This window comes from Marinobacter sp., from assembly GCF_034669625.1.
Lineage (GTDB): Bacteria > Pseudomonadota > Gammaproteobacteria > Pseudomonadales > Oleiphilaceae > Marinobacter.
Genome location: NZ_JAXMOY010000006.1, coordinates 170,521 through 189,822 on the forward strand (window position 1 = coordinate 170,521; position 19,302 = coordinate 189,822).

General features: G+C 54.9%; 20 protein-coding genes. 3 read left to right on the plus strand and 17 right to left on the minus strand.

What is annotated here, in order from left to right; translation table 11 throughout:
• Positions 1 to 748 precede the first annotated feature (748 nt).
• The 17 genes from VOI14_RS07705 to urtA all read right to left on the minus strand — a co-directional run bounded on the left by VOI14_RS07705 (position 749) and on the right by urtA (position 16,388).
• The gene (locus tag VOI14_RS07705) at positions 749 to 1,228 is read right to left on the minus strand and encodes a hypothetical protein (RefSeq protein WP_323751455.1); all 480 of its coding nucleotides are present in this window, start codon (positions 1,226 to 1,228) and stop codon (positions 749 to 751) included.
• Positions 1,229 to 1,267: 39 nt separating this feature from the next.
• Positions 1,268 to 1,915, minus strand: a complete 648-nt coding sequence (locus VOI14_RS07710; protein WP_323751456.1) for a hypothetical protein — start codon at positions 1,913 to 1,915, stop codon at positions 1,268 to 1,270.
• Between the two features lie 78 nt (positions 1,916 to 1,993).
• The gene (locus tag VOI14_RS07715) at positions 1,994 to 3,304 is read right to left on the minus strand and encodes a hypothetical protein (RefSeq protein ID WP_323751457.1); all 1,311 of its coding nucleotides are present in this window, start codon (positions 3,302 to 3,304) and stop codon (positions 1,994 to 1,996) included.
• A 31-nt stretch (positions 3,305 to 3,335) separates the two neighbouring features.
• Positions 3,336 to 4,409, minus strand: a complete 1,074-nt coding sequence (locus VOI14_RS07720; RefSeq protein WP_323751458.1) for a RelA/SpoT domain-containing protein — start codon at positions 4,407 to 4,409, stop codon at positions 3,336 to 3,338.
• A gap of 552 nt (positions 4,410 to 4,961) precedes the next feature.
• Positions 4,962 to 5,537: a HupE/UreJ family protein gene (locus tag VOI14_RS07725; RefSeq protein ID WP_323751459.1), complete on the minus strand. Its 576-nt coding sequence runs from the start codon at positions 5,535 to 5,537 to the stop codon at positions 4,962 to 4,964.
• A 43-nt stretch (positions 5,538 to 5,580) separates the two neighbouring features.
• Positions 5,581 to 6,219, minus strand: a complete 639-nt coding sequence (ureG, locus tag VOI14_RS07730; protein WP_323751460.1) for an urease accessory protein UreG — start codon at positions 6,217 to 6,219, stop codon at positions 5,581 to 5,583.
• 23 nt (positions 6,220 to 6,242) lie between these two features.
• A complete protein-coding gene (locus VOI14_RS07735; protein WP_323751519.1) occupies positions 6,243 to 6,956 on the minus strand; it encodes an urease accessory protein UreF in 714 nt (237 codons plus the stop codon).
• A complete protein-coding gene (gene ureE, locus VOI14_RS07740) occupies positions 6,928 to 7,476 on the minus strand; it encodes an urease accessory protein UreE (protein WP_323751461.1) in 549 nt (182 codons plus the stop codon). The genes VOI14_RS07735 and ureE overlap by 29 nt, the downstream gene beginning before the upstream one ends.
• 22 nt (positions 7,477 to 7,498) lie before the next feature.
• A complete protein-coding gene (gene ureC / locus VOI14_RS07745; RefSeq protein ID WP_323751462.1) occupies positions 7,499 to 9,202 on the minus strand; it encodes an urease subunit alpha in 1,704 nt (567 codons plus the stop codon).
• A complete protein-coding gene (locus tag VOI14_RS07750; RefSeq protein ID WP_323751463.1) occupies positions 9,199 to 9,516 on the minus strand; it encodes an urease subunit beta in 318 nt (105 codons plus the stop codon). The genes ureC and VOI14_RS07750 overlap by 4 nt, the downstream gene beginning before the upstream one ends.
• Positions 9,517 to 9,526: 10 nt before the next feature.
• A complete protein-coding gene (ureA, locus tag VOI14_RS07755) occupies positions 9,527 to 9,829 on the minus strand; it encodes an urease subunit gamma (protein ID WP_323751464.1) in 303 nt (100 codons plus the stop codon).
• 26 nt (positions 9,830 to 9,855) lie between these two features.
• On the minus strand, positions 9,856 to 10,752 hold the full coding sequence (locus VOI14_RS07760) for an urease accessory protein UreD (RefSeq protein WP_323751465.1): 897 nt from the start codon (positions 10,750 to 10,752) through the stop codon (positions 9,856 to 9,858).
• Positions 10,749 to 11,447, minus strand: a complete 699-nt coding sequence (gene urtE / locus VOI14_RS07765) for an urea ABC transporter ATP-binding subunit UrtE (protein ID WP_323751466.1) — start codon at positions 11,445 to 11,447, stop codon at positions 10,749 to 10,751. The genes VOI14_RS07760 and urtE overlap by 4 nt, the downstream gene beginning before the upstream one ends.
• The gene (gene urtD / locus VOI14_RS07770) at positions 11,447 to 12,271 is read right to left on the minus strand and encodes an urea ABC transporter ATP-binding protein UrtD (protein WP_323751467.1); all 825 of its coding nucleotides are present in this window, start codon (positions 12,269 to 12,271) and stop codon (positions 11,447 to 11,449) included. Before urtD ends, urtE begins: the two co-directional genes overlap by 1 nt.
• A complete protein-coding gene (gene urtC / locus VOI14_RS07775) occupies positions 12,268 to 13,407 on the minus strand; it encodes an urea ABC transporter permease subunit UrtC (RefSeq protein ID WP_323751468.1) in 1,140 nt (379 codons plus the stop codon). Before urtC ends, urtD begins: the two co-directional genes overlap by 4 nt.
• A 3-nt stretch (positions 13,408 to 13,410) precedes the next feature.
• Positions 13,411 to 15,015 (minus strand): urea ABC transporter permease subunit UrtB, encoded by a 1,605-nt coding sequence (gene urtB / locus VOI14_RS07780; RefSeq protein WP_323751469.1) that lies wholly within the window; start codon positions 15,013 to 15,015, stop codon positions 13,411 to 13,413.
• 74 nt (positions 15,016 to 15,089) lie between these two features.
• Entirely contained in the window at positions 15,090 to 16,388 is a 1,299-nt protein-coding gene (gene urtA / locus VOI14_RS07785; protein WP_323751470.1) for an urea ABC transporter substrate-binding protein, read from the minus strand.
• Between the two features lie 448 nt (positions 16,389 to 16,836).
• Between urtA and VOI14_RS07790 the strand changes: the two genes are divergently transcribed.
• From VOI14_RS07790 to VOI14_RS07800, 3 genes are all read left to right on the plus strand, one after another.
• Positions 16,837 to 17,529 (plus strand): GntR family transcriptional regulator, encoded by a 693-nt coding sequence (locus tag VOI14_RS07790; protein ID WP_323751471.1) that lies wholly within the window; start codon positions 16,837 to 16,839, stop codon positions 17,527 to 17,529.
• 449 nt (positions 17,530 to 17,978) lie between these two features.
• Positions 17,979 to 18,251: a ComEA family DNA-binding protein gene (locus VOI14_RS07795; RefSeq protein WP_323751472.1), complete on the plus strand. Its 273-nt coding sequence runs from the start codon at positions 17,979 to 17,981 to the stop codon at positions 18,249 to 18,251.
• Between the two features lie 99 nt (positions 18,252 to 18,350).
• Entirely contained in the window at positions 18,351 to 19,295 is a 945-nt protein-coding gene (locus VOI14_RS07800) for a DMT family transporter (RefSeq protein WP_323751473.1), read from the plus strand.
• Positions 19,296 to 19,302 lie beyond the last annotated feature (7 nt).

The following is a 19,302-nucleotide window of genomic DNA, read 5'->3' on the forward strand; positions in this document are numbered from 1 at the left end:
CCGTTTGTCCTTTTTTGATCTCTATTGTATGAGTTGTCCCAGCGGGGACATAAACTAACTTTGGAGATCATTATGTCTAGATCAATGACAAAAGCCGCTGCATCACGTATTCAATCTGCTACCGCAAAACATCACGGAGGCAAGGTCCCAAAAGGCTCATTCGCTGCAAGAGCCCAGGCTGCTGCAAGCACCCCTCCGCCAAACGGCCCGAGTACAACAGGAAAACCCTCAGGTGGAGGTCGCGGAAACAACCCTCCAAAGGGCAAGTGACTAGAGGCACTCCGCAATACTAATACCGAAACGAGACAGAAACTCTGTCTCGTTTTCAGTAATTTTTTTGTATTCTATTTCCTTCATCGTGCTCTCGGCCGCACAAATGCATACCTCCTTCTTCTGAGCGAGAAGAAGTGAGTTCATTGACCGTACGGAAGAATTCACACAACTATCAATAATCTCGTATTCAACTCCCAAGGGATAACGTGATTCTTCAAAAAACAACTGGTCGGCCTTATAACTTCCGTAAGCACCAATTATCAGCGCTGTTGTAGCCGATATTAGAGGCTTCTTGAATTTTTTGTAGCTATGCCCAGAAAAAGAATCATGACATTCGCTGCACAAGACGTTGTCACCAAACTCGATATGGTTGTCAGCGGAGCACGATGGAACTCAATATTCATATCAGACCTTGAAACTTAAAACACTTGCAGCATGGGCGTCGCCGTGCCTGCACTGGTTATGTTGTCGGATGCTACTTAGCCTCAACGCCAATAATTTTCTGATTTATCTCGTCATACTTCAAAAGATGCGTTTCTGACCCACTGGGGCAGCAGTTGGGATCGCCCTCTTGATACTTGGGGACGTTCAGAATGAGCGTCTCGTCCTCATGAAAATAAGCAGCATTATATTCTCGGGATGAAACCTTAAACTCGCCTTCACTGGCCACGACCAATTCTCCCCAGCGCGTAGCAACGACTGGCGTCACATAGACGTTCCCTGCGCCGGACCCACCACCGCAACTCTTATCTCCAGTCCATAAAACACCAAAGGCTTGAACGTCGTTGCCGTGCTTAACCAGTTCAAATATTCGGAGATCTTTCTCAGACTCGTAAGTGGCACACGTTACCGTACTCAAATATTTCTCCATTAAAGAAGAAACATTCCGGCCTTCATCTGCACACACAAACCCTGAAGAAACTACCAAGACCAATCCGGCAATGTTTTTGATCACTACTAACTCCTTAAATTTAATTACATGAAACATAACGCCTCAAGCAGAGGCGCCGGCTTTTTCGGCGTCCTTCTGACTTGATTTGTTAGGTTTATCTCCGTAGTTTAGCGGGCCCTTTTCTTTAAAAAGACTCTCATACTGAACTTCGAACCGCTCTTTCGAAATGAAATATGCCTCTATAAACTCAGGAACATGCTCAAATATTGCATCCGTCATCAGCTTAAGGTGTGCCGAGTCATACTCACCCAGTGTTCCAGGAACCCAAGACTTTCCTTTTTCTGCTTGGATTCGCATATGAAACTCGTGCCTATCGTTTAAAATTTCACCGATTGTTTTATATCTGTCTTGGAGACAAGCAATTCCATGCAAAGTATGTGGGTCATCAGTGGACAGTAAAAATGCAAGGTCATTTACATTCACGTTAGCCACATCGTTCGAAAACCGAACAGGGGGAATTACTTCTTCTTTGTGTGGATGATTTCGGTATGGAAGAACATGATTCTCAAAGTAGTGAAGTACGGTCTCATATTGCCGATAAAGAAGATACGCTGAGAGTCTACAGCTCGCCTTTCGCTCTTCGTTGACATCCATCCGTTTGAGCTTCCTATTGAATGCAAACGCTAACACTGCCCCGAATAGAACCCCAACAAGTGAAATAAGAAGCCGAATTAATAACTCTTGATCCAATTTTTACTCCATTAAACCTAACGCTAGCGGCAGGGGCGCGACGCCAAGAGCGTCCCTTGACCGCATTTGTTAGCATGTTCAGTCATCAAGACCAAGCTTTCGGCTAAACCAAGTATAATCTTTGTAATTGAAGCCTTCAGGGAACAACTCATCGATTCGCTCCTTGATTATCGTGTAATCATGGCGAGCACGCCCTCTATCATGGCATTGACTATTACTATTTATTTTTTGAGCAAGGTCTCTAATTGAATCTCGGTCGAATAGCTTTATATATTTTGGTATTGCGACCTGAAACCTAGAGTCTGCCTGATCGTAGTTTCGGCTTGCTCCATAATAAGTAGATACAATTCTGCAAAAACGACTTTGCCATTCATCTGTATCCGATATCTCCAGCAATACATCGAATTGAGGCGGGCTAAAAATAGGTCGTTCTTCACTTTTTATCCAGCTCTCAATATCCTCAGCATGCTTAGTTAAGCTATCTTTAGTAAACCAACCAATTGTTTTTCCTACGTCATCATTAGCCGCACAGTGTTCCACCTTCAGGCGAGCAGCGTCGCTGAGCAAAGGGAAAACCTCGTGATTCTGGGACAGGAAAAACGTCAAATACTGAAGCGGGTCCCCACCATTTGCTACATTGCTGTAGAAGTCGACATCGCCTCTGATAGTATCTGGCAACAGCGCTCTATTTTTAGTCGCTATAACTTCCAAAACATGGAGATTGATTAACCTGTTTTTATTGCAATCGTCATTCTCAAGCTTAAATACTATTTTCCATAGAGACCTAAATATACTCAGCTCAACCGTCTGATTCGTCCTGCTCAAATAGCGACTTTCCACATACTTTCTTACTTTCTTTCTTGTATTTAGTATTTCTCTAGACTCTGCTATATCCGCTAGAAGTTCGTTTAAAATATGCTGCGTGTAGAAAGGGGGTTTTATAAGAAGATCATCAAGCGTATTCCTAAGCAGTGATCTCACAGTCTCCTTGTTGGGTGCATGAAGCTCCCTTTCTTTATTTAGGACAGGGTGAGCAGAAAGATGACGCTGTCTTTGCAAGTACCTTAGATTTTCGTATTCGGATGCATCTAATAGGTGAGTTTTCTCATTCACATCATCAATTAGCTTCAATTCCCAAACCGAGGATCGCGGATCAGCATCCTGAACTTTGCTGATCTCATCAAGAATTTCTTTAGCGGAAGCATCGTTATAAAGATCAATAAGGCTTTGTAGCTTAAACACAATATCACAGACGGCAACAGACCAAAGCATCACGACTGCCGACCGATAGTTCTGATTGTGATAGGAAGAGAGCACTTCCTCGAAGTACGTCTTGGTTTTTCCGTAATGAATGTTCTCTGCCATCTGTTCTAGCGAAAATTCTTGCATCTCACATCCGTCAAGGTTGAATTCGTCTCTGCTAACGCCTCAATTCAGCCGACGCGCCAGCGGTCGGCTGAATTGATTTGTTAGCTTTGTATACTAGACTGACATTTTTCTCAAAGTCATCGGTATCAGCAAAATAATTGGGATAAGCCTTTTTTAAATCTCTAACGGATGCCGCAGATACAAGAACAACGTCCTTGTACTGATTATCTCGGCATTGCTCTTCTTGGTCATTATAAAAGGAGGTCGCTTGAGCGAGGTTTTGTTTGCCAAATCTTGTAAAACGAACTCGCTTTTCTTCGATGTCCAAAAGAACAACGAAATATCCAGCGCCTTTCTCCTTGTCTTGTGATAATGCTGTTGCAGCGACTTTAAAAGCTTTTAACCTTTCTGAAAGGTCAAGCTCTCTATATTTTTTATCCATCTCTGCGAATGTATCGATTCCGCTATAACTCTGATCTATAATTTCATTTTCAAGTTTTGAAAATTCAACGCTCGCATATCTGAAAAAGTCTAACCATATTGATTCTCCTGAACTTGCCTTCAAAGCCTGTTTCGTAAAAGCACCAACAACTTCAACGGCGGTAGCCCATGAATGCTGAACCTTGCTGCGTATTTGAAGTTCAACAGACATACCAATAAACTTTTCTTTGCTTCCGTTGTACTTAAATATAAGGTGAATGCCTCGGTAACCCGATGGCTTGGGTGAATCTATGTAGTTTCTTATTCGCGTCAATCTATTTTTTGTTCTGCTATTTTCAAGTGAGTCAGCGATTCTACGGACATATCGAGAGTTCTCAACAACAGCTCTGCAGCCCGCAATATCTTCCATTCGACTTAAACTCATATTTTTTTCACGCGCGAGCTTAAAGAAAATAGATGGCACACGCTTTAGGCGTTGAACTACAACAGCACGTTTATCGATTCGAATTGAATTTTTCCGTAGTAGGTCCAGCATTATTTGCATAGGAAATGCGTGGGCCGACCGCCAATTGTGAAATATAACCGATGCGTTAAAAAACTCATCTGTTCCCAGATCGTAAGTTAGAAGGCCAATGCCCGCCCGCTTAACTTTTTCCTTGGAGTACTTTGGCTCAATCCACTTCATTAATTACTCCCGATCAAGTCTAAAAGCTAACAGTGATTAGATAGAGCGCTTTGTTATTGCACAAAAGTGACTTCCACTATCCACGCCTACCCTTAGATTTTTCTGTATCATTTATTCTTTATAATCAAAATTTTACAAGCACTTCTACGCCATCCCCGATGTAATCGCGTGACCTCTTCATTATTACAATAACGAAGCAGGGGCAATGGTCTTGGCGCAGAGCCTTCTGCAGGGACTCCTAAACACAAAGGCACACGAAAACCACCCTCGCTCAAAAGATCTGAACAAGGCACCAAGAAAAACCAGCGGTAAAAGGGGCGAGGGAAATTCGAAAAAAGCTAAAGCAGTAAACTGAAATCCATCTGTCGTCCCTAACAGCGGCAAGTTCCATTGTGTGTAAACATACACTACCTAATTTTCAGGTAGCTTCCCATATGGCAAATGTAAAATTCAGCAAATTCGCGACGAATGCACGAATTTGCTGTTGAGGCTTCGGGAGGGATTTGTGGTGCAGTCAGGTATGACGGGCCTTTCTATGAGTTAGCGGTGGGCTCAAGCCACCGCCAAATACGCCCCCGTAACCGCCAGCACTCCCCCAACGCCACGGCTGAAGCGGCTGTCCGCATTCAGCATCAAGCTACCCAGCCCACGCCCAACCAGGGTGATAGCAAGGGTGGCGATTGAGAAGCCAGCCAAGTACGCAGCCAATGTTGTGCCTTCGGGCATTTCTGCACCATGGGCAAAGCCATGGAACAACATGAAGGCGCCAACTAATGTGCCACCCAAGGCGGTCGGTAGTTTCGCCAAAGTTGCAATGAGGATGCCGGCCACCAGTACCGAGAAGGTGATGCCAGTTTCAACGCCGGGCACACTCAGGCCGCCCCAAGCGAGGGCTGCGCCACCTACCATGCCGCCAATCACGAAGGCTGGGGTCGCGTTTTTCATGAGTTTGTTTTGGCGCACGCTCCAGAAGCCAATGGCGGCCATGGCCAGCAGGTGGTCCAGGCCTAACATGGGGTGCAGCAGGCCGCTGGCGAAGCCACCTTCCGTATGACCGGGGTGTGCCATGGCGGATGCAGAGGCGGTTAGCAGCGCGGCGGCGGTAAGTAGTTTTGAAGTCAGTTTCATGGTGTTGCTCCTGGTGGTTCTAAAATCGTTTCGGTTCGTGTGCTCAGGCCGGTTCGGCCAGTTTTTCGGGGCGTCTTTCCGGCAGCATGCCGCGCTCTAGAATGAAGCTGATGATGGTTTCCAGCCCTACCCCGTCATAAAGATTGGTGAACACGAAGGGGCGTTCGCCGCGCATTTTTTTGCTGTCTCGCTCCATTACTTCTAGGGAGGCGTGTACCTGTTCGGCGATGTCGATCTTGTTAATGATCAGCAGGTCGGATTTGGTGATGCCGGGGCCGCCTTTACGGGGAATCTTGTCGCCTGCAGATACATCGATCACGTACAGGGTGAGGTCGCTCAGTTCCGGGCTGAAGGTGGCAGACAGATTGTCGCCGCCGGATTCCACCAGCACCAGTTCCAGATCCGGGTGGCGGCTTTGCAGATCGTCAATGGCCGCCAGGTTCATGGAGGCGTCTTCGCGGATGGCGGTGTGCGGGCAGCCGCCGGTTTCCACGCCGAGAATGCGGTCTGCATCCAGCGCTTCGTGGCGCAGGAGGAAGTCGGCGTCTTCCCGGGTGTAGATGTCGTTGGTGACCACGGCGATGTTGTAGTGGTTGCGCAGGGCTTTGCACAACTGGCGCAGCAATGCGGTTTTACCAGACCCAACCGGGCCGCCGACTCCAACTCTCAAACAATGTGTCATGGCAATTTCTCCTCAATGTTTCTTCAGCTTCTGAAAAGCCGTGAATACTGTGTTTCGTGTAAGGCACTTCCGAGCGCCAATCCCGGCAGGATGGGCCCGAGTTCGTGATCGTTCCGTTCCAGCGCAATGTCTACGGCGACCGCCAGTTGGGGGCGCAGCCGCTCGATAATGCGCTGGGCAGCGGTGTGGCCAAGGGGCAGCGCTTTGCAGGCCACGGCGAGCTGGTTTTCCAGCCAGGCCCAGGCGAAGCCGAGCAGCGCTTGGCGCACGGGTACATACCGTTTATTGGCAACCCAGGCAAACATGGTGATGTAGCCGGGGTCTTCCGGAATCAGGTGTTGCTCGGGCAGCAGCTCCAGGTTGCGCAGCAGAGTCACGAGGGCAGCGCCAAGGCGGGTGTCTTCGTCGCTCAGTTCGGCGGTTTCCCGGGTGGCGTGCAACCAGTCGTTCCACTGCGCCAGCGCTTCGGCATCACTGTCAGCCCAGGCGCTCTGCAAGCGCACCAGCAGGGGCAATTCGCAGCGGCTGAGACCGTCTTCCAGTACGCCTTCAATCCACTCGGCCAGTTCCGCTTCGTTGTTCACCCAGCCCAGTTCAAAGGCGCTTTCCAGGCCCTGAGACCAGGCGAAGGCGCCGATGGGCAATGCCGGGCTGACGAGTTGCATCAAGCCCAGCAATGCTAGGTCGCCCCCTTGCGGGGTGACGGCCTCAGTGGGAATGTTCGTGACTGTGGCCATGGCTGTGCCCGTGGTCGTGATCGTGTGAATGGCTGTGGCTGTGGCCGTGGCCATGGGAATACCCGGCTTGGGTATAGGCACCGGGTTCCGGGTCGAACGGGGCGGTGTGGTGGGTCAGGGTTGCGCCCAAACGTTCCGCCAGTTCTTCCAGTACGTGGTCCGGGGTGATGCGCACAAAGGCGCCCTGCTCGTCCATGCCGATGGCCAGCGTTACGTGGCGGTTGCCCAGGTGGTAACACAGGCGCGCCAGCGGCTGGCCGTTTTCAATGCGCGCGGTGACCACCTGCTCTTCCGCCGCGCGGATGCGGATGATCTCACCGGTTTTGGCTTGCAGCAGGTCTCCGTCCCGCAGCACCGGGCCGCGATCCAGAAACAGGCCCACGTCCACGTTGGTTTCGGTGCTGGCGCGCAAACGGCCGCGGATGCGCAGCTCGTAAGGCAGTACCAGGTTGTCCAGGATCTCGCTGGTGTCGATCCCGGCGCTGTTCACATCACCGATGCGTTGTGTCAGTTCCAACATAATCAGTTCTCCAATACCCGGCTCAGAACAGGTGGTAGCGCTGGGCCAGGGGCAGTTCGGTAGCGGGCTCACAGGTGAGCAGTTCGCCGTCTGCGTGTACTTCGTAGGTTTGCGGGTCCACGGTCAGGTGCGGGCACGCGTCGTTCAGTTTCATGTCTTTCTTGCGCACACCCCGCACGCCTTTACAGGCGGACAACGGGCTATCCAGCCCCAGCTCTTCTCCGATCCGGGCATCCAGCGCGGCCTGGCTGACAAAGGTCAAGCGGGTGGCACTGGCAGCCTTGCCGAAGGCGCCAAACATGGGGCGGTAATGCACCGGTTGGGGCGTGGGAATCGAGGCGTTCGGGTCTCCCATGGGGGCGGCCGCAATCATGCCGCCTTTGAGGATGCAGGCAGGCTTCACGCCAAAGAACGCGGGGCTCCAAAGCACCAGGTCCGCCAGCTTACCCACTTCCACCGAGCCGACTTCGTGGGCGATGCCGTGGGTGATGGCAGAGTTGATGGTGTACTTGGCGATGTAGCGCTTGGCGCGGAAGTTATCGGCGCCTATTTCTTCATCTTCCGGCAGCAGGCCGCGCTGCACTTTCATCTTATGGGCGGTTTGCCAGGTACGGCACACCACTTCGCCCACCCGGCCCATGGCCTGGGAGTCGGAGGATATCATGGAGATCACGCCCATATCGTGCAGAATGTCTTCCGCAGCGATGGTTTCCCGGCGAATGCGGGAATCGGCGAAGGCCACGTCTTCCGGGATGTTCGGGTCCAGGTGGTGACACACCATCAGCATGTCGAGGTGTTCGTCGATGGTGTTCACGGTGTAAGGCCGGGTCGGGTTGGTGGACGACGGCAATACGTAATCCTTGGAACAGGCAGTGATGATGTCGGGGGCGTGACCACCGCCCGCGCCTTCGGTGTGGAAGGTGTGGATACAGCGGCCTTTGAACGCAGCCAGGGTGTCTTCCACGAAACCGGATTCGTTCAGGGTGTCGGTGTGAATGGCTACCTGCACATCGTACTGGTCTGCCACCGTCAGGCAGTTGTCGATGCTGGCCGGGCTGGTGCCCCAGTCTTCGTGCAGTTTGAGGCCAATGGCACCGGCTTTGATTTGCACTTCCAGCGCTTCGGGCAGGCTGGCGTTGCCCTTGCCCAGAAACCCGATGTTCATGGGTAGGCTGTCAACGGCCTGAAGCATCTTGCCCATGTGCCAGGCACCCGGTGTGCAGGTGGTGGCGTTGGTGCCGGTCGCCGGGCCGGTGCCGCCACCAAGCATGGTGGTGATGCCGCTCATCAGGGCTTCTTCTACCTGCTGGGGGCAGATGAAGTGGATGTGGGGGTCGATGCCACCGGCGGTGAGGATTTTGCCTTCCCCGGCGATGATTTCGGTGCCCGGGCCGATCACGATGTCGACGTCTGGCTGGGTGTCCGGGTTGCCGGATTTGCCGATGGCGGCGATGCGGCCTTTCTGGATGCCCACGTCGGCTTTGACGATGCCCCACCAGTCGAGAATCAGAGCATTGGTGATGACGGTGTCCATAACGGCATCGTCGCAACGCTGGCTCTGGCCCATGCCGTCACGGATGACTTTGCCGCCACCGAATTTCACTTCGTCGCCGTAATGGGTGTGATCTTTTTCAACTTGAATCCACAGCTCTGTATCACCGAGGCGCACGCGGTCGCCCACGGTGGGGCCGTACATGTCGGCGTAGGCCTGTCTGGAAATCTTCATGCTTTGCCCTCCAATTTGCCCATCACATCGCCACGGAAGCCGTAGATTTCCCGCTTACCAACGAAGGGAATCAGGGTAACGGAGCGGGTCTGGCCGGGTTCGAAACGAATCGCGGTGCCAGCGGCAACGTCAAGGCGGTAGCCCTTGGCCTTTGCCCGGTCGAAGTCCAACGCGGGGTTGGCTTCGGCGAAGTGGTAGTGGGAGCCGATCTGTACCGGGCGGTCGCCGGTATTGGAAACGTCGATGTCGATGCGTTCGCGGCCGACGCAAAGCTCGATATCGCCGTCCTGGATCTGGTATTCACCGGGGATCATGTCGCGCTCCTTACACTATCGGATTGTGGACGGTCACCAGCTTGGTGCCGTCCGGGAAGGTGGCCTCTACCTGCACTTCGGGCACCATGTCGGCTACGCCGTCCATGACGTCTTCACGCGTGAGGATTTCGGTGCCAGCGCTCATCAGCTCAGCCACGGTACGGCCTTCGCGGGCACCTTCCATGATCTCGGCGCTGATCAGGGCCACGGCTTCCGGGTAGTTCAGTTTCAGGCCCTTAGCTTTGCGACGCTCGGCCAGCAGGGCCGCCGTGAACAACAGCAGCTTGTCTTTATCTCTGGGTGTGAGTTCCATGGATGACTCCGTCGTGTCTATAGGCTTCAGGTAAGCCAGATTCTGGGTGTATGGGCCGGTAAGCCGGTGAGCATTGGCCGCAGCAAATGCCAGGCCTGTTCACACAAGGCCCAGGCTTCGTTGCGTTCAGTGCCCAGATAGCGCAGCAGCAGCACGCCTCTGCGCCGGGTAACCGCCCAGCGGTGGTTGTCCGGAAGTTGTTCTCTCAGCACTTCGATAGCGGCCGCTTCGTCGTCCAGACCAACGGCCCAGAGGGTTGCCTGCACGGTGGCGCCGCCCTGCCCCCAATGGCCGGTGAACCGGCGATGTGCGGGGTCCAGCAACTGGCGTTCCAGCCACAGAGGCTTGCCATCGAGGCTGAGGTGAAAGCGTTGTTCCAGCGCACCGGTGGCGAATGGCAGGTCGCTGGCCGGGCGACCGAGGGCGAGCACTTCCCAGCCGAGGGTTTTCGCGCCGCCTTCAAGTTCAATGGTGGTGGTCTGTTCGCCCCGGGAACCATCAAAGGCAATGGTTTCCTGAGGCAGGTATTCAAGGATCGCGTCTTTGGCCACCTGCAAACGGGTGTGCTGGCCCCAAGCCACGCCGTGGCTGTCGGCTTTGTAGAGCTTGGCCGCGGCCGGAGTGGTCAGCAGGGCGTGGCCGCCTTCGGCCACGGTCGCTTCGATTCGCAGTTCGTCGCCGCTCACCAACCCGCCGGGCGGGTGCAGCAGGTACACGTGGCAGCATCCATGTTTGCCTTCCGGATAGAACGGACGCTGAACCCGCAATGGCCCCATGTGCCGACGGCGCACCAGCCGGGTGACGGGTTCTGCTGCGCCCTCGTTCCGGGATTCGAAGCCGAGAGACAGCGAAGCCGCCCAGCGCCGTTCCGTATCGAAACGGTGGCCAGAGGCATGGGCGACGATGGGTTCGTAAGCGGTCATACAGTCAGGTGCTTCTTGATCAGTTCATCGGTCAGGCCGGCAATTTCGCCTTCGGCGACGCGGCGTCCCCGGTCGAGGATGGCGAAACGGTCGGCGTATTTGCGGGCGAACGGCAGTTTCTGTTCCACCAACAGCACGGTCAGGCCGTCTTCCTTGATCAACTTGCGAATGACGTCGCCGATCTGCGCGACGATGTTGGGCTGGATGCCTTCACCCGGCTCATCGAGGATCAGCAGGCGCGGCTCGATCACCAAGGCCCGGCCGATGGCCAGTTGCTGCTGTTGGCCGCCGGAGAGATCGCCGCCTCGGCGGTGTTTCATTTCCTTGAGTACCGGGAACAACTCGTAAATGCGTTCAGGGATTTTCTTGCTGCCGTCTTTGCGCACGGCCAGGCCGGTGCGCAGGTTTTCTTCGACGGTGAGCAACGGAAAGATCTGTCGGCCCTGAGGCACGTAGCCGATGCCAAGGCGAGAGCGGTCTTCCACTTTCTTCTTGGCCAGTTCCACGTCGCCCGCAAATTCCATGCTGCCGTTGTCGATGCTTTCCTCGCCCATGATGCATTTCATCAGGGTGGTCTTGCCCACGCCATTACGACCCATCACACAGGTGCACTCGCCCTGTGGTATGTCGATATCCAAGTCCCAGAGGGTGTGGCTTTCGCCATAGTATTGGTTGAGCTTCTGAATCTTGAGCATTATGCCTCTTCCCCCAGGTACACCTTGATCACTTCCGGGTCGTTAGAGACCTGGTCCATGGTGCCTTCCGCCAGCACACTGCCTTGATGCAGCACGGTGACTTTGCGCGCGATGGAGCGGACAAAGCCCATATCGTGTTCCACCACCACAACCGACTGTTTGCCGGCCAGGCTGGTGAGCAGTTCGGCGGTGCGTTCCATTTCCTGTTCGGTCATGCCCGCTACGGGTTCGTCCACCAGCAGCAGTCTCGGCTTTTGCATCAGCAGCATGCCGATCTCAAGCCACTGTTTCTGGCCGTGAGAAAGAATGCCCGCTGGTTTATCCCTCAGCGCCTGCAGCTTGATCATCTCCAACACTTCGCTGATGCGATCCCGGTGTTCGGGCTGCATGATGGCGGTGAGCGTGGGCCAGATGCGTTTGTCCGTGGCCATCGCCAATTCGAGGTTTTCGAACACGGTGAGGGCTTCAAACACGGTCGGCTTCTGAAACTTGCGGCCGATGCCCAAGCTGGCAATTTCCGGCTCGTTCATGGCCAACAGGTTGTGGCGACTGCCAAACCACACCGAGCCGTTATCCGGGCGGGTTTTACCGGTGATGATGTCCATCATCGTGGTTTTCCCGGCGCCGTTAGGACCGATGATGCAGCGCAGTTCGCCGTCGTCGATGGTGAGGTTCAGATTGTTGATGGCTCTGAAGCCATCGAAGCTCACGTTCACATCTTCAAGATACAGAATCGGGCCGTGGCGTACATCCACCGGCGATTTGGCCGGTTCCAGGAATTCGAACACCCGTTCCCGGTTGGCCAATTGCTCTAGCATGCTCATGCGGAGGCCTCCTGTGCAGTCGGGGCGTCGTCAGTGTCTTTGCCTTTGCGGTCCTTTTGCAGCAAACCTGCAATGCCTTTCGGCAGGAACACGGTAACCAGTACAAACAAGGCACCCAGTGCGAACAGCCAGGCATCCGGCATCACGCCGGTGAATACGGTTTTGGCGTAGTTCACCAGAATGGCGCCGATGACCGCACCGTAAAGCGTTGCACGGCCACCCAAGGCCACCCACACCACGATTTCAATGGAGAACAGAGGTGAGAACTCGCTGGGGTTGATGATACCCACTTGCGGCACATACAAGGCACCCGCGACACCCGCCAGCATGGCGGATACCACAAACACGAACAGCTGCACTCGCTCTACCCGGTAACCCAGGAAGCGGGTACGGGCTTCGGCATCCCGGCAAGCAATGCTCACCCGGCCCAGCTTGCTGGTGACAATGCCCCGGCAAATCACGTAGCCCACCGCCAGCGCCACTCCGGTGGCGATGAACAGCCCCAGCCTTGTGGCATCGCTGCGCAGGTTAAAGCCAAGGATATCCCGGAAGTCAGTCAGGCCGTTGTTGCCACCAAAGCCCATTTCGTTTCGGAAGAACGCCAGCATCAGAGCAAAGGTCAGGGCCTGAGTGATGATCGACAGATACACGCCGGTGACCCGTGAACGGAAAGCCAGGAACCCGAACACCAGCGCCAGCAGGCCGGGGGCCAGCAGCACCATGATAAAGGCAAACCAGGCCATGTCGAAGCCTTGCCAGAACCAGGGCAGCGTGTCCCAGTTCAGAAATACCATGAAGTCCGGCAACAGCGGGTCACCGTAGGTGCCGCGATCGCCGATTTGGCGCATCAGGTACATGCCCATGGCGTAGCCGCCGAGAGCAAAGAACGCACCGTGGCCCAGACTGAGGATACCGAGGTAACCCCAGACCAGATCCACCGCCACCGCCAGCAGGGCGTAGCAAAGGTATTTACCCAACAGGGTGACGGTGTAGGCACTGACATGCAGCGCACTATCCTGGGGCATAAACAAGTGCAGGAAGGTCACCAGCACCACGGCACTGAACAACACGCCGAGGAAGATCTGGGTTGAACGTTCCTGAAACGGCCGGAACAGCCAGGTTTGTGATGAAGCCATAACTCAGCCCTCCGCCGCTCGGCCTTTCTCGGGGAACAATCCCTTCGGCCGTTTTTGAATGAACAGGATGATCATGACCAACACCATGATCTTGGCCAGTACTGCACCAGCCCAAGGTTCCAGAACCTGATTGAGGGTACCCAGCGTGAGCCCGGCAACCAGAGTGCCCCAGAGGTTACCGACACCGCCGAACACCACCACCATGAAGGAATCGATGATGTAGTTCTGGCCCAGGTTCGGCCCTACATTAGTGATCTGTGACAACGCCACACCGGCCAGGCCAGCAACGCCTGAGCCCAAGGCAAAGGTGAGAATGTCGACTTTGGTGGCTTTGATACCCATTGAGCGCGCCATGGCACGGTTCTGGGTAACGGCACGTACTTCAAGGCCGAGACGGGTTTTACGCATGATCAGCATCAGGCCTGCAAACACCACCAGGGCAAAGCCGATCACGTAGAGGCGGTTCAGGGTAAGTGACAATGCCTCGTTGATCATGATCGAGCCACTCATCCATTCAGGCGTAACTACCGAGCGGTTAAGCGGAGATACCAGGGTGCGCACCAGTTGCTGCAGAATCAGGCTGATACCAAAGGTGGCCAGCAGGGTTTCGAGCGGGCGGCCTTTGAGGTACTGGATAACGCTGCGCTCAATGGCAATGCCCGCCAGCGCCGCGACCAGGAAGCCTGCCGGAATCGACAGGATTAATGCCAAGCCGGGCTGGCCGGGGAGTAGCTGCTGCATGCCCCAGGTGGTGTAGGCGCCGAGCATGATCAGCTCACCGTGGGCCATGTTGATCACGCCCATCACACCAAAGGTGATGGCCAGACCGATGGCAGCCAAGACCAGTACGGAACCGAGGGACAGGCCGAAGTACAAGGTTTCGGCCGCGCGGTTCATTTTCAGTTTTTGCTCAATGCTTTCAAGCGCTTGGCTTGCCGCCGCTGCGAGGGCGGGATCGTCGCTGTTACTGGCGTTGTTCAGCGCCGCGCGGGCCTGGGCATTCAAGCTGCCCGACAGGGTCTCAATGGCACCCTTGTCGCCCTGCTCTACGCGGTGAATCGCCAGCGCGGTGGTCAGCATGTCACGCACAGCGGCGCTGTCGTCCACTTGCACGCGCTGTTCAAGCTGGCTCACCAGAGCTGCGTTAACTTCGCCCAACAGATCGCGAGCTGCTGCTAACCGAACGTCCGGGTTCGCGGCGGTCAGGTCGATCACCGCAAGCAGTCCTTCCACGTCACTGCGCAGTGAGTTGTTTACGCGAACGGTGGCGAGGCCGCGGCGGGATACTTTGCCTAGCTCTTCACCATTCAAGGCACTGGCTATCGTCCAGTTCCGGCCTACATTGTTCAGAACGACCACAATGGCGCCGCTCTCTTTGACGGTGGCGAGTTTGCCGGCAGAGAAGGCTTCCAGCCAGCCCCGCGCGCGCTCGTCACCGCTCTCGGAAATTTGTTTCAGAACCGCTGTCCGCTCGGCGTTGCTGGCCTCTACGAGCCTTTGCAACAGCGATTGCGCTGCGTCGTCCTGCACTTGGGCGGTCGCCAGCGACGGCCCCAGAGCTATACACCAGACAAAGATCAGTCCGGCGAGCAATCGAAAGATGCTCATGATTCATTCCTGTTGGCGATGAAATGAAATTAAAAAAAACCGGGCAAGCGCTAAGGCCTGCCCGGATCAAGACTTTACTCAGCGGCTACGTCTGACGAGCTACCGCAGGTGCCCGAGACAACATTGAAGTTGCCGCAGCGCAGCGGCGCACGCCAATCACTGATCAGATCCTTGGAACCTGGCAAGAAGTCAGACCAGGCATCGCCGGCAACGGTAGACGGGGTTTCCCAAACTACCGAGAACTGGCCGTTGTCTTGAATCTCACCAATCAGTACCGGCTTGGTAATGTGGTGGTTCGGCATCATGGTGGCGTAGCCGCCAGTGAGGTTCGGTACGCTCACGCCGATGATGGCGTCTTTGACCGCGTCGACTTCAGCGGTGCCCGCTTTCTTCACCGCTTCTACGTACATGTTGAAGCCGATGTAGTGTGCTTCCATGGGGTCGTTGGTGACGGCAGCTTCGTCACCCTTGAACTCCACCCAGGAGTCGATGAAGTCGTAGTTGGCGTCGGTATCCACGCTCATGAAGTAGTTCCAGGCGGCCAGGTGTCCAACCAGAGGGCCAGTGTCGATACCCGCCAGTTCCTGCTCGCCCACAGAGAAGGCCACCACTGGAATGTCTGAAGCAGAGATGCCTTGGTTACCCAGTTCACGGTAGAAAGGCACGTTGGCGTCGCCGTTGATGGTCGAAACCACCGCTGTTTTCTTGCCAGCGCTACCAAATTTCTTGATATCGGAGACGATGGTCTGCCAATCAGAGTGACCAAACGGCGTGTAGTTGATCATGATGTCGCCGGCTGCCACGCCTTTGTCTTTCAGGTAAGTTTCAAGAACCTTGTTGGTGGTCCGGGGGTACACGTAATCGGTGCCCGCCAGTACCCAGCGCTCAACACCCAGGTCATTCATCAGGTAATCCACGGCGGGAATCGCTTGCTGATTAGGCGCCGCACCGGTGTAGAAAACATTTTCAGAGGACTCTTCACCCTCGTACTGCACCGGGTAGAACAGCAGGCCATTCAGCTCTTCGATAACTGGCAGCACGGATTTACGAGACACGGAGGTCCAGTTACCAAAAATCACGTCAACTTCTTCTTTTTCCAGTAGCTCCCGAGCTTTCTCCGCAAACAGCGGCCAGTTAGAAGCGGGGTCGACCACCACCGGTTCCAGTTGGCGGCCCAGCACACCACCCGCGGCATTCTGTTTTTCGATCAGCATCAGCATGGTGTCTTTCAGTGCGGTTTCACTGATCGCCATGGTGCCGGAGAGCGAGTGCAGTACGCCCACTTTAATGGGATCTTCCGCCGCCAGGGCGTGAAAGGAAACCGATAGCGCCAATGCAGACAGGCCAAGCTTTAAGTTTGTTTTGATGCTCATGTTGCGTGTCCTTTTCGTTGTGTTTTGAGTCGTCAATCGCAGCCGAACGTTTGCATCTGCCGTTCCAACTCACCCAAAACCCACAACAAAACAGTCACTTATCTAGTATACAAGAACAAAAGCCATACGTTACGCCGTGAATATTCAGGGCCAAAGGCCTGATTTTGGTGCCATTTCTGTCGGTCATGCTCTTATTTGGTGCGCACCATAAATCCGTGCTACGGACAAAAATGACATCAACCATATGTTTTAAAAGGAATAATTATAAGCCGCCCCGAAATGGCACGAGCCTTGCGGATTGTCATGTATACAAGGTTAACCACACATTTTGAGGTCCCCTCATGCGAACCCAACGCCCTGATCATCGGCGGCTGGCGGGCCTTCATCAATTCCTGATGTCGGATTATTGCGACCACCCAGTACCCACTAAGGAAGACACACTCGCACCATGGCAACCAAAACCAAGAGAAAGGCTTCCGTCGCGGACCGTGTATACGCGGCGCTGAAAGACGATATTCTTGAGTTCCGCCTGACCCCCGGTGACAAGTTCAGCGAAGGAGATCTTGGAGCCCAACTTAACGCCAGCCGCACACCCGTGCGCGAAGCGTTATACCGGTTGCAAAGGGAAGGCTATGTGGATGTGTTGTTCCGCAGCGGCTGGCAGGTGAAACCGTTCGATTTCCAGCAAGTGGAAGAGCTGTACGATCTGCGGATTACTTTGGAGCGAGCGGCCATGCACAAAATTTGCGCCCTGCCCGAAGAACCCGCAGCGGTGCGCACACTGGCCGCGATCTGGAACCCGGACCACCCGTCAGAACGCGCCATCGGCAGTACCTTGCGGGCTTTGGACGAGAGCTTTCATTGCGATCTGGTTGCGGCCGCAGGCAACCGGGAAATGACCCGTATCCACCGGGAAATCACCGACCGGTTGCGCATTATCCGGCACCTGGATTTCACCCAGGATGCTCGCATCGGGGCCACCTACAGCGAGCATGCTCAGATTCTGAAAGCCCTCAGAGCCGGGCAGGCTTCCGAGGCCGCAGACCAACTGACCGCGCACATCAGAGCCAGCCAGAAAGCCGTTCGTAAAATCAGCATGGAGCGCATCACAGAAGCGACAGAGCCCCTGAAATCGGGGTAAGTCACCCCTCTCTTCACGCAACATAACGCACGACCCCATACCGATACGCTCACACCAGCGTGAGATATCTCGCACACGCCGTCGGGATCATGTCCGATTTTTAATAGTCTTGCCCTGTGTAGAATGAAAAGCGTCAGGGAAGACATGCCAGCAAGGACGTTGGTTGGGGGACATAAACTCAAGGAATTTATGAGTTGCCCTAAGGAACAGGGCGTACAGGGATGAAACAAGGATGACGTGCTCAGGATGATGCACAGCTTGATGGATTAGGCAGGGGTCAGCCACGGAAGCTCGGGGCACATGGATTGTGTCCTCTTCCGTGCATTCGCTCGTCTGGCTATCTCTCTTTATGATTCCCCCGAAGACCCGCCGCCTCGCGGTTCCAACAACCTTTCGGTTGTCTCACCTGATTGATCAATAACAATATTCTCAACAATCAGGAATCACTCATGAAACACACCTCTTTTTTTGCCACCCTTGTTCTGTTGTTCAGCCTGGCAACCGGCTTTGCCCACGCCAACGTACCTGGCGCTATTAATATCAATGCGGCCGATGTCGCCACTCTGTCAGCGTTGAACGGTATCGGCCAAAGCAAAGCAGAAGCCATTGTCGCTTACCGCGAAGCCAACGGCCCGTTTGCTTCGGTTGAAGATCTGGCCAACGTAAAAGGCATTGGTGCCCGCACCGTTGAAAAAAATGCCGAACGCCTCGCGATCAAATAAACCTCTCCGGGGGCTTTCTGCCCCCTCTTTCCGCCTATAGCGAAGTCTGCCGGCCACTGATAGGCTCCTCGATGAATCCTCTCAGGCTTGGCAACATTTATGATTCAAGGCGTTCTTTTAATTGCGCTGGCAGCGCTGCTTTGGGCGACCACCAGCATTGTCGCGAAATTCCTGTTCAGCGGCTCTGATCTCGCGCCCATCACCCTAGCCTTCTTGCGCCTGGTCGTGGCGCTGCCATTTTTCTGGGTGCTGATGCGCCGGGAGCAGCGCCAGCTCCGCCGAGAGAATCCTCATGGCAACGCTGTGGGAAGCTCTTTACGCTCACTCAGCTGGAAGGCGCTCCTGCCATTAACGGCTCTTGGGCTGTTTCAGGCCCTGTATCAAGGCAGCTATCTGATGGCTGTCGATTTGTCCGGGGCCGGAATCGCGACCTTGATATCCCTCTGTTTGCCGCCGGTATTCGTGGCCATCCTTGCCGCGCCCATGCTGGGTGAGCGCCCCACCCTTACAACGCTGATCGCCGCGCTGGGCGCGGTGGTCGGGACTGGCATGTTGGTGCTGGGCGACATCGACACAACCGGCAACCTTCGGCTTGCGGGTATTCTGATGTCGTTGCTGGCGGCTGCGGTCTACACCGGGTTCACACTGACCAGCCGCTATAACTCGGTGGGCACTCCGGCGTTCACTACGGCGTTTATCTGCTTTTTCACCGCAGCTCTGTTGCTACTGCCGGTTGCGCTGATCAGCGGAGGATTCGCCGCGCTGGAAACCATGGAGCTGAAACACTGGTTGATGGTGTGTTACATCGGTGTGGTGCCAACGGGAATTGGTTACCTAATGTTCTTTACCGGGATCAAAAGCACTCCGGCAACACTGTCCAGTATCGTGGTGACGCTGGAACCCTTGTTTGTGGCGCTGTTGGCGTGGTTTATTCTGGGGGAAATGCTTGGCACGGCAGGGGTGGCTGGCGCCATTATCCTGGTGATTGCGGTGGTTGTTGCCTCGCGCAACAGCACCGTGGCCGGAGCCAACCGAGACGGCTGACTCCGGC